Annotated in this window: 17 protein-coding genes; 8 read left to right on the top strand and 9 right to left on the bottom strand. The window is 33.9% G+C overall.

The features are described 5' to 3' along the window. Positions 1 to 12: 12 nt before the first annotated feature. The 8 genes from hemF to hemA all read right to left on the bottom strand — a co-directional run bounded on the left by hemF (position 13) and on the right by hemA (position 6,872). Positions 13 to 915 (bottom strand): oxygen-dependent coproporphyrinogen oxidase, encoded by a 903-nt coding sequence (hemF, locus tag OLM54_RS16150; protein WP_264535603.1) that lies wholly within the window; start codon positions 913 to 915, stop codon positions 13 to 15. Further along, positions 905 to 1,456 carry a GNAT family N-acetyltransferase gene (locus OLM54_RS16145; protein WP_264535602.1) on the bottom strand — a complete coding sequence of 184 codons (552 nt, stop codon included), beginning with the start codon at positions 1,454 to 1,456 and terminating at the stop codon, positions 905 to 907. Before OLM54_RS16145 ends, hemF begins: the two co-directional genes overlap by 11 nt. 2 nt (positions 1,457 to 1,458) lie before the next feature. Then, positions 1,459 to 1,836, bottom strand: coding sequence for a hypothetical protein (locus tag OLM54_RS16140; protein WP_264535601.1), 378 nt, complete (start codon positions 1,834 to 1,836; stop codon positions 1,459 to 1,461). A gap of 137 nt (positions 1,837 to 1,973) precedes the next feature. Next, on the bottom strand, positions 1,974 to 2,525 hold the full coding sequence (locus OLM54_RS16135; protein WP_264535600.1) for a transposase: 552 nt from the start codon (positions 2,523 to 2,525) through the stop codon (positions 1,974 to 1,976). 155 nt (positions 2,526 to 2,680) lie between these two features. Next, entirely contained in the window at positions 2,681 to 3,706 is a 1,026-nt protein-coding gene (gene hemE, locus OLM54_RS16130; RefSeq protein WP_264535599.1) for a uroporphyrinogen decarboxylase, read from the bottom strand. Between the two features lie 104 nt (positions 3,707 to 3,810). Beyond that, positions 3,811 to 4,476, bottom strand: coding sequence for a uroporphyrinogen-III synthase (locus OLM54_RS16125; RefSeq protein ID WP_264535598.1), 666 nt, complete (start codon positions 4,474 to 4,476; stop codon positions 3,811 to 3,813). Next, on the bottom strand, positions 4,476 to 5,399 hold the full coding sequence (gene hemC / locus OLM54_RS16120) for a hydroxymethylbilane synthase (RefSeq protein ID WP_264535597.1): 924 nt from the start codon (positions 5,397 to 5,399) through the stop codon (positions 4,476 to 4,478). Before hemC ends, OLM54_RS16125 begins: the two co-directional genes overlap by 1 nt. Before the next feature lie 222 nt (positions 5,400 to 5,621). Continuing rightward, on the bottom strand, positions 5,622 to 6,872 hold the full coding sequence (gene hemA, locus OLM54_RS16115; RefSeq protein WP_264535596.1) for a glutamyl-tRNA reductase: 1,251 nt from the start codon (positions 6,870 to 6,872) through the stop codon (positions 5,622 to 5,624). 227 nt (positions 6,873 to 7,099) lie between these two features. Here hemA and OLM54_RS16110 point away from each other — a divergent pair, with 227 nt between their 5' ends. The 8 genes from OLM54_RS16110 (at position 7,100) to OLM54_RS16075 (ending at position 13,552) form a co-directional block, all read left to right on the top strand. After that, positions 7,100 to 7,972: a helix-turn-helix domain-containing protein gene (locus OLM54_RS16110; protein ID WP_264535595.1), complete on the top strand. Its 873-nt coding sequence runs from the start codon at positions 7,100 to 7,102 to the stop codon at positions 7,970 to 7,972. Positions 7,973 to 7,974: 2 nt separating this feature from the next. Continuing rightward, the gene (locus OLM54_RS16105) at positions 7,975 to 8,349 is read left to right on the top strand and encodes a hypothetical protein (protein ID WP_264535594.1); all 375 of its coding nucleotides are present in this window, start codon (positions 7,975 to 7,977) and stop codon (positions 8,347 to 8,349) included. A 144-nt stretch (positions 8,350 to 8,493) separates the two neighbouring features. After that, the gene (gene hemH / locus OLM54_RS16100; RefSeq protein ID WP_264535593.1) at positions 8,494 to 9,507 is read left to right on the top strand and encodes a ferrochelatase; all 1,014 of its coding nucleotides are present in this window, start codon (positions 8,494 to 8,496) and stop codon (positions 9,505 to 9,507) included. Between the two features lie 79 nt (positions 9,508 to 9,586). Then, positions 9,587 to 10,135, top strand: a complete 549-nt coding sequence (locus OLM54_RS16095) for a CopD family protein (protein WP_264535592.1) — start codon at positions 9,587 to 9,589, stop codon at positions 10,133 to 10,135. A 144-nt stretch (positions 10,136 to 10,279) separates the two neighbouring features. Next, a complete protein-coding gene (locus tag OLM54_RS16090; protein WP_264538574.1) occupies positions 10,280 to 11,695 on the top strand; it encodes an ATP-binding protein in 1,416 nt (471 codons plus the stop codon). 10 nt (positions 11,696 to 11,705) lie between these two features. Then, on the top strand, positions 11,706 to 12,488 hold the full coding sequence (locus OLM54_RS16085; RefSeq protein ID WP_264535591.1) for an enoyl-CoA hydratase/isomerase family protein: 783 nt from the start codon (positions 11,706 to 11,708) through the stop codon (positions 12,486 to 12,488). A 118-nt stretch (positions 12,489 to 12,606) separates the two neighbouring features. Then, a complete protein-coding gene (locus OLM54_RS16080) occupies positions 12,607 to 13,008 on the top strand; it encodes a hypothetical protein (RefSeq protein ID WP_264535590.1) in 402 nt (133 codons plus the stop codon). 31 nt (positions 13,009 to 13,039) lie between these two features. Further along, positions 13,040 to 13,552, top strand: coding sequence for a hypothetical protein (locus OLM54_RS16075; protein WP_264535589.1), 513 nt, complete (start codon positions 13,040 to 13,042; stop codon positions 13,550 to 13,552). A 234-nt stretch (positions 13,553 to 13,786) separates the two neighbouring features. Here the strand turns inward: OLM54_RS16075 and OLM54_RS16070 are convergent, their stop codons facing one another. Further along, positions 13,787 to 14,440 (bottom strand): metal-dependent transcriptional regulator, encoded by a 654-nt coding sequence (locus OLM54_RS16070; protein WP_264535588.1) that lies wholly within the window; start codon positions 14,438 to 14,440, stop codon positions 13,787 to 13,789. Between the last annotated feature and the right edge of the window lie 168 nt (positions 14,441 to 14,608).

Raw genomic sequence — 14,608 nt, 5'->3', positions numbered from 1 at the left:
ACCTTGACTAGTTTAAATCCATTCGCGCGGATTTTCTAATACATTTATTAATTTTTCTTCTTCACTTCCAGCTTCTGCATGATGATCATAAACCCATTGTACATGCGGAGGCAAACTCATTAATATACTTTCAATTCTTCCATTGGTTTTTAAACCAAATAAAGTGCCTTTGTCGTGAACCAAATTAAACTCAACATAACGACCACGACGGATTTCCTGCCAGTTTCTGTTTTCCGGACTATATTCCAGATTTTTTCTTTTCTCAACAATTGGAACATACGCTTCTAAGAAACTGTTTCCAACTTCACTTACAAAGTTGTACCAATCTTCCATCGACATTTGTTCATTTGCTTTGCAATAATCAAAGAACAAACCGCCAATTCCGCGAGCTTCGTTTCTGTGTGCATTCCAGAAATAAGTATCGCATTGTTTTTTATATTTTGGATAAAACTCAGGATTGTGTTTGTCGCAAGCTGTTTTACATGTTTGATGAAAGTGTGTTGCATCTTCTCCAAACAAATAATAAGGCGTTAAATCCTGTCCGCCGCCAAACCATTGTTCGATCACTTTTCCGGATTCGTCATACATTTCAAAATATCGCCAATTAGCGTGCACAGTAGGAACCATAGGATTCTTAGGATGTAAAACTAAGCTTAATCCGCAAGCAAAAAAATCAGCTTCGCCAACGCCAAACATCTTTTGCATCGCTTCCGGTAATGTTCCGTGAACGGCTGAAATGTTTACACCGCCTTTTTCGAAAACGGCACCATTTTCAATTACGCGTGTTCGTCCACCACCGCCTTCCGGTCTTTTCCAAAGATCTTCACGGAATTTTGCAGTTCCGTCAACAGCTTCTAATCCGGCGCAAATCTGGTCTTGTAACTTTTGTATGTAGGCGTAAAATTTATCTTTCATGAGTATTGTATTCTGATTTGAGCAAGCCGAAATAAACAGTGTTTTGCAATTCGCCGTCACCATTTCTAAACTCGTCACGTAAAATTCCTTCTTGTTTAAAATGATGTTTTAAAGCAATTTGCTGACTTGCGCTATTAATTTCTGAGGTGCAGATAAAAACTTTGTTCATTAACAATTCATTGAAACAAAAGGCGAGTGCATTTGAAACCATTTTTGAGGTGATTCCTTTTCCCTGATAATCCTCATCAACAAAATATCCTAATTCACATTTTGAGATGCGATAATCTATAGTTTTTACACATAAATAACCAATTAAATCGTTGGTTTTGATGTCTCTTGCATAAAAGTAAAAACCTTCCTTGTTTTTTTCTTTATCAAGACTGACTTCCAGAAAATCTTCTGCTTTTTTTAGAGAATCAGAATTGGCAAGCGTCACAGGAAAAGTTTTTCCGATGTGATGTCTGTTTTTATTGACTAGTTTAAAAAACGCTGAGGGGTGAACATGTTCAATTCGATCTATCTTCCAATCTGTAAAACTCATCTTTATTTGTTTTTAGCCGAAGCGATTTTAGTATTTATTCCAAACGAAAAAACTTTACTTTCTTGTTGAATATATTGATATATGGCTAAAGCTTTATTTTCGAAATTATAATTTTCTACTTTTGAAAAGTCTGTTAAGAAATCTGCAAACTGTTCTAGTTGGTTAAAATCTAAATGACAGCGAGTTAATAATGTTATTAATTCTTCATTTTGATAACGGACTAAAGTTTCAATATTTAAACCGAATTCTTTTAACTGATTTTCAACTTCGAACTTCTTGTCGTTATTCAAGTTTTCAGGCAAAAAGTCGAGAGACCGCAATGTTTTCAGGACATTGTCAATTCTTATTGCTTCTTCGTCTCTGAGGCCTTTGTTTAACATGTTTGTTCAGTTCTGTTTCCTGCAAGGTTTTCAAAACCTTGTAGGTATTCTATTATTAGGTAAGCTAAATCCATTTATAATTTATATTTCAGACCTACAAGTACAAGGTTTTGAAAACCTTGCTGGACGAACCAAAATTATTCAAAAGTGTATGTTTCATTTAAAAATTCATTCTTTTGATTATGACAAAAGATGAAATTTTCTAAATCTCCAAATAAATTTAAAACCTCTTCACGTTCTATTTTTGTCTCTTTATCAGATAAAAAAGCTTTATAAGATGAAAATCTGAAATCTTTAAAATCTATATTGAAATGATGTTTCGGATTTAAATGAACGTATAGAATAAGTTGCTTTAAATAGCTTTCATCTTTTAGTTTTATTCGTTTAAAATGCTTTTCGAATAAACTTCCTGTTCTGTTTGTCTGCTTATTAAATGCTTTTGCATAAGAATTAAACAAGTTTGAAAAAGCCTGTGTAACTTCTTTCTCTTCATTATTTAATCGAATGACTAAGTGAAAATGATTATTCATCAGACAATAAGCAAAAATTGAAATCTTATCAGATAAATACTTTGAAAATTGTTTTAAGAAATAAATCTTATTGGCATCATTCTCAAAAATATTTATTCCATTAATGCCACGATTATAAATGTGATAATAACAATCTCTTTCTAAAACCTCTAATTTCATATTGTTATTATTTTTCCAACGTGTCCTGCAAGGTTTTCAAAACCTTGTAGGTCTGCTGATTTATAAACGACAAGACCTAATTTATACCTACAAGGTTTTGAAAACCTTGCAGGAAAGCCGAACTGTTACTTGAAACTGCGACTAAAAACTGTATATTATTGATTATATTCCTTCACCGCGTCAATAAACGCTTTTGCGTGATCTACAGGGATATTTGGTAAAATTCCGTGACCTAAATTTACAACATATTTATCTTTTCCAAATTCGTCGATCATTTCGTGAACCATCTTTTTAATGGTTGGAATTGGAGAAAGCAATCTTGACGGATCAAAATTTCCTTGTAAAGTAATATTTCCACCAGACAAATAACGAGCATTTCTAGCCGAACAAGTCCAGTCTACACCAAGTGCCGAAGCTCTGCTTTTTCCCATTTCACCAAGTGCAAACCAACATCCTTTTCCGAAAACGATTACCGGTGCGTGATCTGCCAACGCTTCAACGATTTGGTTGATGTATTTCCATGAGAATTCCTGATAATCAACAGGAGAAAGCATTCCTCCCCAAGAATCAAAAATCTGAACAGCGTCAACACCAGCTTTTACTTTTTCTTTTAAGTATAAAATAGTAGTATCGGTGATTTTTTGTAATAAAGTATGTGCCGCAGCAGGGTTTGAGAAAGCAAAACCTTTTGCAGTATCAAAACTTTTAGAACCTTTTCCTTCAACAGCGTAACAAAAAATTGTCCAAGGTGAACCAGCGAAACCGATTAAAGGCACTTCATCGTTCAGCATTTCTTTAGTCAACTTAATAGCATCCATTACATAACCTAAACTTTCCTGAATATCCGGAACATAAACTCTGTGAACATCAGCCATTGAACGAATAGGATTTGGTAAAAAAGGACCAAAATTCTCTTTCATTAAAACTTCGATTCCCATTGCTTGCGGAACAACTAAGATATCAGAGAATAAAATCGCTGCATCCGGAGCAATTCTGCGAATTGGCTGAACTGTGATTTCAGCAGCTAATTCCGGAGTTTGACAACGAGTGAAAAAATCATATTTATCACGCAAAGCGATAAATTCCGGCAAATATCTTCCGGCTTGACGCATCATCCATACTGGCGGACGTTGAACAGTTTCTCCTTTTAATGCTTTTAAAAATAGGTCGTTTTTTAACATTTCTTATTTGTTTATCCTGCAAGGTTTCCAAAACCTTGTAGGTATTGTTGATGATAGTTTATATACCTACAAGGTTTTGGAAACCTTGTAGGAAATCGTGTTTATTATTTATATTCTTCAATTACATCTTCGATTACGTCTTCAACCGTTGGCTGATCTGCAATGATGATGTTTTTTGTAATTTTATGTAAAGCTTCTGCGGTGGTTTCTCCAATGCAAAAACACTTTTCTTTTTTAATAGTATTGTCTTTCAAATAACTTTCAACGCCGGAAGGACTGAAAAATAAGATTGCATCAACAGCAGTTTTTATTTTTTGAGGCGTTAATGACGTGTCATAAACCTGAATTTCATTAAACTTTACATCAGCATCTTTTAGCGCTTGTGGCAAAGTTTCTCTACGAAGATTTCCACTGAAAAAAGTATAGCTTTCACTGCGATAAATCAAAGTTATAATTTCGGCTAAATCTGAAGCATAACCTGTATAAGCCACAACATTAAAGCCGCTTTCAGATAAAAGAATTTTGGTTTTTAAGCCAACACAAAATACGTTTTTACTTTTTAGTTCTTCCGATTTCGGATCTGATAAAACGCTGTGAACCGCATTTTGACTTGTAAAAATCAAATTATCGTTGAGGTCTTTAAGTTCGAAAGGTTTATTTTGGGTTTGAATAAAATCAGATTCGATTACTTCAATATTGGCTTTTACCAATGCTTGTTTCTGTTCGCCCAATAGCTTTTTTGTAGATAATATTTGAATTGATTTACTCATTATTTTTTTAAAGTTTCTTTAATAGATGCCATCAATTCAGCTCCGCCATTGTTCAGAATTTCCTGAGCAGCGAAGAAACCTAGTTTTTTCCATTCAGAAATATCAACGGTCTTGTCTACTTCAAGTTTTTGTTTCCCGTCAACAGAAAGTAAAACACCTTGAAAATGCAAAGTATCTTCGTCTTCGTTATAATTTACTAAAGCCCCGATTGGCGCGGTACAACCGCCTTCCAGCGTTCTTAGAAATTGACGTTCTATATAAGTACAAATCTCAGTTTCGATATGGTTTAGTTGCGAAAGTGCATCCAAAGTATAATTGTCATTTTCCATTGCCACAACAAGCATTGCGCCTTGAGCCGGCGCAGGAATCATCCAGTCTAAGTCTATATAATTTCCTGGTTTTAAGTTGATGCGCTCCAAACCTGCAGCAGCAAAAACAGCTCCGTCCCAATTATTGTCTTGTAGTTTTTGCATGCGTGTATTTACGTTTCCGCGTAAATCAACTACCGTATGATTTGGATATTTATTAAACCATTGCGCCTGACGACGTAAACTTCCGGTTGCAATTGTACTTGGATTCGTAAAATCAGGATTTCCTTTATGAACCAAAATGTCAAGAACATTGGCTCTCTCCAAAACTGCTGCCTGAATAATACCTTTTGGTAAAGCTGTTGGAACATCTTTCATAGAATGCACCGCAATATCAATATCACCATTGATCATGGCAATATCTAAGGTTTTTGTGAAAATGCCTGTAATGCCAAGTTCATAAAGAGGTTTGTCAAGAATAATATCGCCTTGGGATTTTACCGCAACAATTGAAGTTTTATAACCTAAATCATTTAGTTTTTTTTCGACAGTATGTGCTTGCCAAAGTGCTAGTTCGCTATCGCGAGTTCCAATTCTAATTGTTTTTTCAGCCATGTTTTTATTTTGAAAAACCAAGGTTTTTTATTTTTGAACCATTAAGATATTAAGAAAGTTAAGGTTGTCTTTATACATACAAAGTTTAATTAATTCTTATGTCTAATGATTCTCTTTCATTATTTTTTTAAGCACAAAGCTTAATTAACTTAATATCTTAATGGTAAAATATTTTGACCGCAAAGCTAAAGTTAACTTAATATCTTAATGTTTAAAGAAAAACTAAGATGCTTTTATTTTAAAGACTTTCTCGATCCATTCGATGCTTTCATCGACCATCGTGTTGTCGTCTTTTAAGTGATTTGCGAAATGTGTAGTGATTTTCTGGATGATTCTGTTACTGATAATTTCAGCTTGAGCTTCATTAAAGTCAGCAATTTTTCTGCTTTGAAAATCTAATTCTGAAACTTTAATCTCATTCAGTTTTTCTTTTAAAGCATTTATAGTTGGTGCAAACTTGCGTCCTTTTGTCCAGACAACAAATTCCTCTTTTACTTCTTCAATAATCGCTTCAGCTGCCGGAATGTGTAATTTTCTGTTTTCCAAAGTTTCATCTGTCAGTTGAGACAAATAATCCATGTGAATCAAGGTTACACCTTCTATATCCTCAACATTTTCATTTACGTTTTTCGGAATAGACAAATCTAAAATCAACAAAGGTTTTTTAAGATTTAAAATTGTTTTGTCAACCGTTGGGTTTTGAGCGCCAGTGGCAACCACAACAACATCAGCTTTTTGAAGTTCCAGATGTAACTCCGAATAATCTTTAACAATCAAATTTAGTTTTCCGGCTAATTTCTCAGCTTTGTCTTTCGTTCTGTTTATTAAAGTAATATGTTCGTTTTTGGTATGTTTTACGAGATTTTCGCAAGTATTTCTTCCGATTTTTCCAGTTCCGAAAAGTAAAATATTTTTATTGCCAATATCTTCTACATTTTTGATGATATATTGAACCGATGCAAAAGAAACCGAAGTCGCTCCGGAACTGATTTCTGTTTCGTTCTTGATTTTTTTGCTCGCCTGAATCACAGCGTTTGTCAACCTTTCCATAAAAGCATTAACTAAACCTAATGATTTTGAATGGGCAAAACTGGTTTTAATTTGAGAAATAATCTCGAAATCGCCCAAAATCTGACTGTCTAAACCAGTTCCTACGCGAAACATATGACTAATTGCTTCCTGATTTTTATAAACGAAACCAACTTTTTGAAAAGCATCAACAGAACCGTTGCTGTTATCACAAATTAGTTTTATTAATTGAAAAGGGTGCTCTGCAAAACCATAGATCTCGGTTCTGTTGCAAGTCGAAGTGACAATTAAACTTTCTATTCCTTCTGTTTTAGCTTGTTCCAGCAAACGCGTTTTGGCAATCGCATCCAAACTAAACTGACCTCTAACCTCAGCATCAGCTTTTTTATAACTCAGACCAACTGAGTAAAAATACAGGTGTTTCGGTACGTTATTGTTTTCCATAAATTCACTTTCATAAAAGTGCAACAAAATTATCATTATAGTGTTTACAAAAGTAACGCTCAAAGTACTTTTTGTATCGCTACATGTTTTTTTGTTTCTAAACGTCTGTATTTATGCAAAAAGAAGTATTTTTGTAGCAAAATCAACTTGTTTGAAATGATTTGTTTAGAGTGATTCTAAATAACATTTTGAGTTTGTTTTGATTTTCGATTCAAAAAAATATCGCTATGAGTTCTCAGGAAATTATAAAAATTGAAGACGACTTTACGCTTATTCGTTTTCAAAACGACAGTCCGCAGCCTTTTTTTGCACAGCATGAAGTAGGTAGTGGCCTGATACAGTTTCATTTCGGGATAAAAGGAAATGCTAAATTCTTGTTCAATCAGGGTAGTTATGCTTTAGATTTGAAAGAAGAAAAATCGTTGCTTTTATACAATCCGCAGAAAGAATTACCGTTGAATTTAGAACTCGCTCCAAATTCATGGGTAATTTCAGTAATTGTATCAATAAAGAAATTTCACGCATTGTTTTCTGCCGAAGCAGATTATATTACTTTTTTAAGTCCTGATAATAAGGACAAAAAGTACTATAACGAAGGAAATATAAGTCCTTCAATGGCTATTGTGCTAAGTCAGCTGTTTCATTACAACCTTCATCCATCCATAAAAAACCTTTATTATAAAGGAAAAGGATATGAATTATTGAGTCTGTATTTTAACAGAACCGAAGATCCAAATGCAGAACAATGTCCGTTTTTGATTGATGAAGATAACGTTTTGAAGATCAGAAAAGCCAAAGAAATTATCATCGCCAATATGGCTGAACCACCCGGATTGCAAGAGCTGGCAGATGAAATTGGTTTGAATTTGAAGAAACTTAAAATGGGTTTCAAACAAATTTACGGCGACACGGTTTACGGTTTTCTATTTGATTACAAAATGGATTTCGCCCGAAAACTTCTTGATAGCGGATCTTATAATGTAAACGAAGTTGGATTGAAAATTGGTTACAGCACCGGAAGTCATTTTATTGCGGCTTTCAAGAAAAAGTTTGCCACAACTCCAAAGAAATATCTAATGTCGATTAATACGAATGTATAATAATGAAGAAAGGTATTTTGATTGCTTTAATCGCTTTTTGTGGTTGTAAATCTGAAGAGAATCCGTTGTTGGCAAAATATGAAAATCAGGCATATCATGATATTAAAGCCGATAGCGTAAAAACTTTTAGTTTTGGATTAGTACTTCCGCCTCGTGATTCTTTAGAATTATTAAGAGGTAACAAGATAGTAAATGTCTATCGCAAATACGGTTTGTTTATAAAGAATTTAGGCTGTACAGTAGGCAATGAAGAATTGGATAGTGCAGTTAGTAAATATTATAAAATAACAAACATTTATCTTGAAAAGAGAAATGGAAAAAGATGGGAAGAAAAAATGAAGAAAGAGTTAAACAATATAATCTTAAATGGAGAGTAATTTAGCATCAGTTTTAGATATCAGAACATAAATAAAAAATAACATTTATCATATTTCTAAAAAGTGACAAGTTCTACTTTTGACGAAAATTAAAACAAACAAAATGCTTAAAGCCTAAAGCTTAAAGCCTAAAGCAAAGAATAAATGAAAGGCGTATTATTAGTAAACTTAGGATCTCCGGAAAGTCCAACTACAAAAGATGTAAAACCATATTTAGACGAATTTTTAATGGATAAATACGTGATCGATGTTCCGTATTTATTGAGAGCTTTGTTGGTTCGAGGAATTATTTTAAGAAAAAGACCGGAAGAATCAGCTCACGCTTATGCGAAAATTTGGTGGGATGAAGGTTCTCCATTAGTGGTTCTTTCAGAAAGAATGCAGAAAAAAGTACAGCCTTTGGTAAATGTTCCAGTTTCGCTGGCAATGCGTTACGGAAGCATGACGATCGAAAAAGGACTTCAGGAATTGCACGATAAAGGCGTTACCGAAGTATTGCTTTTTCCTTTATATCCGCAATATGCAATGGCTTCGACTTTGACGATTTTAGTAAAAGCCGAAGAAATCCGTAAAAAGAAATTCCCTCAAATGACTTTTACCGATGTTCCTGCGTTTTACAACAAACCGGATTACATCAAGAATTTAGCCGATTCTATTCAGAAATATCTGGTTGGATTTGATTATGATCATTTATTGTTTTCTTACCACGGAATCCCGGAACGCCATATTCGCAAAACAGATATAACGAAATCACATTGTAAAATTGATGGTTCTTGTTGCAGCACACCTTCACCGGCGCACGATTTTTGTTATCGTCATCAATGTTATGAAACTACCAGACAAGTCGTAAAATTATTAGGACTTCCGGAAGATAAATATAGTCTGACTTTTCAATCGCGTTTAGCAGGAGATAAATGGTTAGAACCATATACTGATGTTGAAATCGACAAAATGCCGGCAAAAGGAATCAAAAACCTTGCAGTTGTAACACCAGCGTTCGTCTCTGATTGTTTAGAAACTCTGGAAGAAATTGCGATGCGCGCCAAAGAAGATTTTGAAGCAAATGGAGGAGAAGAATTCTTAGCAATTCCGTGTTTGAATGACGACGATGAATGGTGCCAAACAGTTGGGAATTGGATTAATGATTGGGCAAAATAATAGTTGTTTCAAGTTTAAGGTTTCAAGTTACAATCAACTTTAAAAAAAACCTTAAACTTGAAACTTGAAATAAATAATAATGGAATATTATAATTATCTAAAATCGCTGCATCTTATTTTTGTAATAACCTGGTTTGCGGGATTATTTTATATTGTGCGTTTGTTTGTATATCAAATAGAAGCCAATGAAAAACCATCTCCGGAAAAGGAAATTCTACAAGCGCAATACAAAATAATGACATATCGTTTGTGGTATATTATTACTTGGCCATCCGCAATTTTGGCTAGTATTTTTGCTTTTTGGATGTTGCTTTTTACCGATTTAGGAAATGCCTGGCTCAAAATGCCGTGGATGCACGTTAAGTTATGTTTTGTTTTCCTGCTGTATTTGTATCATTTGAAATGCCATCAGATATTTAAGCAATTGCAAAATGATGAGGTAAAATATTCAAACAATTTTATGCGTTTATGGAATGAAGGTGCAACGATTATACTTTTTGCAGTAGTTTTTTTAGTAGTTTTAAAGAGTGCCATCAACTGGATTTTCGGTGTAATCGGAATTTTTTTATTTTCGATTATTATTATGCTGGGATTTAGGTTTTATAAGAGAATCAGAGAGAGAAAATAGTTTTTTTAATTTCAGGTTTCAAGTTTCAAGTTGTCGACCGCAACGGAACCTGAAACTTGAAACCTGAAACAAACAAAAACAAAAAATATGCTGAGTAACTTCAAAATGTCGATGCTTTCATTGCGTGTCAGGATTTTCCTTTCGATGATTGTATTGATTGTTGTGGCATCTTTTTTACTGGCTTCCATTTCTATTATTCAATTTAAAAATGAAGCTAAAGAATATCATCAGGAACGTCTTGAACGAAAAGAAAATGCCGTAAAAGAACATATTAATTATGTGTTGAATACAACAACTTATCCTTTAAAAACAGGAAATCTGGATTTGATTTTTAAAGATAAAATTCACGAATTAGCGCAGATTCATAAAATCGAAATCAACATTTATAGCCTTGACGGCAAATTACTAAAATCCTCAAAAGAATCTTTTGCGGTTGATAAAGTAGCGCCGCCAATTCCGGAATATATCCTAAAATTAGTGCGTTCCTCTATCGAAAAGCGTTTTGTAGACATTAAAACCATCGATGGCGTTAAAAAGAGATCTTCTTATAGTTTAATCAAAGACGAAAAATTCAAACCGCTCGGAATTTTAAATCTTCCCTATTTAGAAGATGATGGTTATTATGATAACGAGTTAAATACTTTTTTAATTCGGTTAAGCCAGGTTTATTCCTTTATGTTAATTGTAGCTTTTGCATTGGCTTATTTTCTTTCTACTTATATAACAAAATCGCTTAAAACCATTTCAGACCGATTGGAAGAAACCAATTTAGATCAGAAAAACGAGAAAATTGTATTAGAAGCCAATAGTAAAGAGGTGAACTTCCTGATAAAGGCTTATAACGGAATGGTCGATAAATTAGAGACAAGTGCTATAAAATTGGCACAAAGTGAGCGTGAAGAAGCATGGCGTGAAATGGCAAAACAAGTAGCGCATGAAATTAAAAATCCGCTTACGCCGATGCGATTGACCGTGCAGAGTTTTCAACGAAAGTTTGACCCGACAGCACCAGATGTAAAACAGAAACTGAACGATTACTCAGAAACCCTTATTCAGCAAATTGATACAATGTCGGCAGTGGCTTCGGCATTTTCGAATTTTGCTTCGATGCCGGCACAGCAAAACGAAACCTTAAATGTGGTTGAGGTTGTAGAGCTTTCATTGGATATTTTTAACGAAGATTATATTGTTTTTGAAAGTGAAGAAGAGGAAATTATTTCTAAAATGGATCGAACGCAATTAATTCGTGTCATTACCAATTTGGTAAAAAATGCAACTCAGGCAATTCCCGAAAGTCAGTTTCATAAATCTATTTTAGTTACAGTAAAACGCAGAAACAATAATGTAGAAATTGCGGTAAAAGACAACGGAATCGGAATTCAGAAACAGGATATCAGTAGAATTTTCGAACCAAAATTCACCACGAAAACCAGCGGAATGGGACTTGGTCTCGGAATTATCAAAAACATTATCGAAAATTACAAAGGAACAATTACCTTTGAATCAACTTACGGAAAAGGAACCACATTTAGAGTTTCTTTACCTATCACAAACTCATAAAACCACCGTCATGAACTACGAAAATCTTTTAATTTCTATTGAAGAAAAAGTTGCAACCGTAACTATTAACCGACCTACAAAATTGAATGCTTTAAACAAAGCGACGATTAGTGATTTGAGTAAAGCAGTAAAATTATTAGCCAAAAATGATGATGTTCGTGTTATTGTAATTACCGGAACTGGTGAAAAAGCATTTGTAGCCGGAGCCGATATTTCAGAATTTGCAAATTATACTATTGTCGAAGGCGCGCAACTTGCAGCAGAAGGACAAGAAAGTTTATTTGATTTTATAGAAGGTTTAAAGAAACCCGTAATTGCTGCCGTTAACGGTTTTGCTCTTGGCGGCGGATTAGAACTGGCAATGGCGTGTCATTTTAGAGTAGCATCAGACAATGCAAAAATGGGATTACCGGAAGTAACTTTAGGATTGATTCCCGGTTACGGAGGAACGCAGCGTTTGCCACAATTAGTGGGTAAAGGCCGTGCGATGGAAATGATCATGACCGCAGCAATGATTTCTGCCGAAGAAGCAAAAGAGTATGGTTTAGTAAATCACGTTGTGCCGCAAGCTGAACTTTTGACTTTTACAAATACAATTGCACAAAAAATCATCAAGAATGCACCATTCGCGATCAGCAGAGCAATAAAAGCAATCAATGCTAATTTTACAGATGGTAAAAACGGATTTGATACCGAAATTAAATCATTTGGAAAATGCTTCGGAACTCAGGATTTTAAAGAAGGTACAACTGCATTTCTAGAAAAACGTAAAGCTGAATTTACAGGGAAATAAGTTATAACACAAAGTCGCACAAAGGTTTTACGCAGAGACTCACAAAGGTTTTCAAAATCTTAGCGACTTAGTGACTCAGAACCTTAGTGGCTAATATTCAATTACAAAAAATAAAATCATGTCCTACGAACCTATATTTACTCTTTTTTGCGAACGCGTCAAAGAGAGCATTCAAGCCGGCACTTTTGCCAAACTAACTTTAGCGAAAACAATTGGAGATACAGAACTTAAAAACATCTATTTCCGATTGGTTTTAAATGAAGACAACACCTATTCAATTTCATTAACTTCTCGCTACAAAACAGAAGAAATTGAAAGTATTCACGCTTTAGATGAAGCATTATTGGTTTTAGGAACTTACATTAAAAATCCATTTTTAACAGCACTTTTGTTCACGACAGACAATGATGTGACGTTTAAAGTAAACAAGAAAAATGCGGGAAGTATTATCGAACAAGAACCCACGTTTAAAAACGCTTCGCCGGTAATGTTAGAAATGATAGAGAAGGGGATTGTTTAAATATTTCGAGTCAAACAGAATTTAAAGCTATATGGAGATTAAAACTTTTTGGAGAATTGTTATTAAAGGGATCGGTTTATGGCTTTTAATAAATAGCGTATATGTTATTCCACAATTTGCCACAACATTTTCTTTTAATGATGGAACGCTGAATTGGGCTAATTTGATTTCGGTATGGTTTATAACATCTGGGACTCTTATAGTTTATCTTTTGGTTACTGGATTTTTCCTTTTTAAAACAGAATTTATAATAAATATATTAAAACTGGATAAAAATTTCACCCAAGAAAAAATAGATATAAATATTCCGTACGATGCTGTTCTTTCTATTGCTGTAATTGTTATTGGAGCCCTTGTTTTTGTTGAAGCTATTCCTAAACTTTGCTCGACAATTTATGAGTTTTTAAGACAGAAAGAATTGTTTAAAGATTATATGGGAACATCATGGATAATGTTTTACTTTTTAAAAACCATTTTTGGTTATTTAATCATGACAAATAGTAAAGTGATTGTGAAATTTATTGATAAGAAAAAAACAAATTAACATAAACTCTTTCGTTACAATCTTTTGTGGTTATAGACACCTGCTTTGTTAGGCAGTGCGAAGTCGAAGCCTCGTTTGCTGAATCACATTGCGGGACTTAGACTTCGCTCAGTCTGACAAAAAAAATAGATTCTTCGTGAACCTCAACGGATTTTAATCCGTCCAAATAACAGATCCGATAAAAAAATCTTTGTGAACCTCTGTGCAATTTTTGCGAATCTCTGTGAAATAATCCTAAACCAACTTCACAAACAAATTCGAAGCTATTTTATTCGAAATCGACAATTCACGACCATCAACCTTAATTTTTACAGATAAATCGAAAGATTCTCTGGATAAGAATTCAATTTTAGAACCTAAGGCAATTTCTTGTTTATCCAGATATTTCAGGAATTCTGATGAAGTATCTTTTACACCAACACAAACTCCAATTTGATTTTCGGTTAATTCAGAAAGCAATTGTTTTTCAATTTTAACAATTCGCCCGTTTGCATCCGGAATCGGATCTCCGTGCGGATCTTCGGTTGGATTTCCCAAAAAATCATCCAAACGGTTAATCAATTGTTCTGATTTGATATGTTCTAATTGTTCGGCAATATCATGAACCTCATCCCAGGTAAAATTTAGTTTTTCAACCAAAAAAACTTCCCATAAGCGATGTTTTCTAACAATCATTTTAGCGGCTAGTTTTCCATTTTCCGTCAAAGAAACACCCTGATATTTTTTATAATTGACCAAATCTTTCTCAGACAGTTTTTTAAGCATATCCGTAACCGAAGAAGCTTTGGTTTCCATCATTTCAGCAATAGCATTCGTGCTTACTTCAGCATCATTCGAAGCCGTAAGATGATATATTGATTTTAGATAGTTTTCTTCTGAAAAAGTCATTCCATTTTAGATTTTAGAGTGTTGATTTTAGATTTTAGATTGAGGGAAAACCTTTGCCGCTTTCTGCCTCTGAACCTTTGTACCTCTAAAAAGAACCTGTTTTTTGAGGTTCAAAGCTACAAAAGGACAATGGTTCAAAGTTTTTAAACCTTTGTCCCTTTGTTGCTC

This window comes from Flavobacterium sp. N1736 (assembly GCF_025947065.1).
Classification (GTDB): domain Bacteria; phylum Bacteroidota; class Bacteroidia; order Flavobacteriales; family Flavobacteriaceae; genus Flavobacterium.
This window is presented reverse-complemented; position numbering and strand designations above follow the sequence as displayed.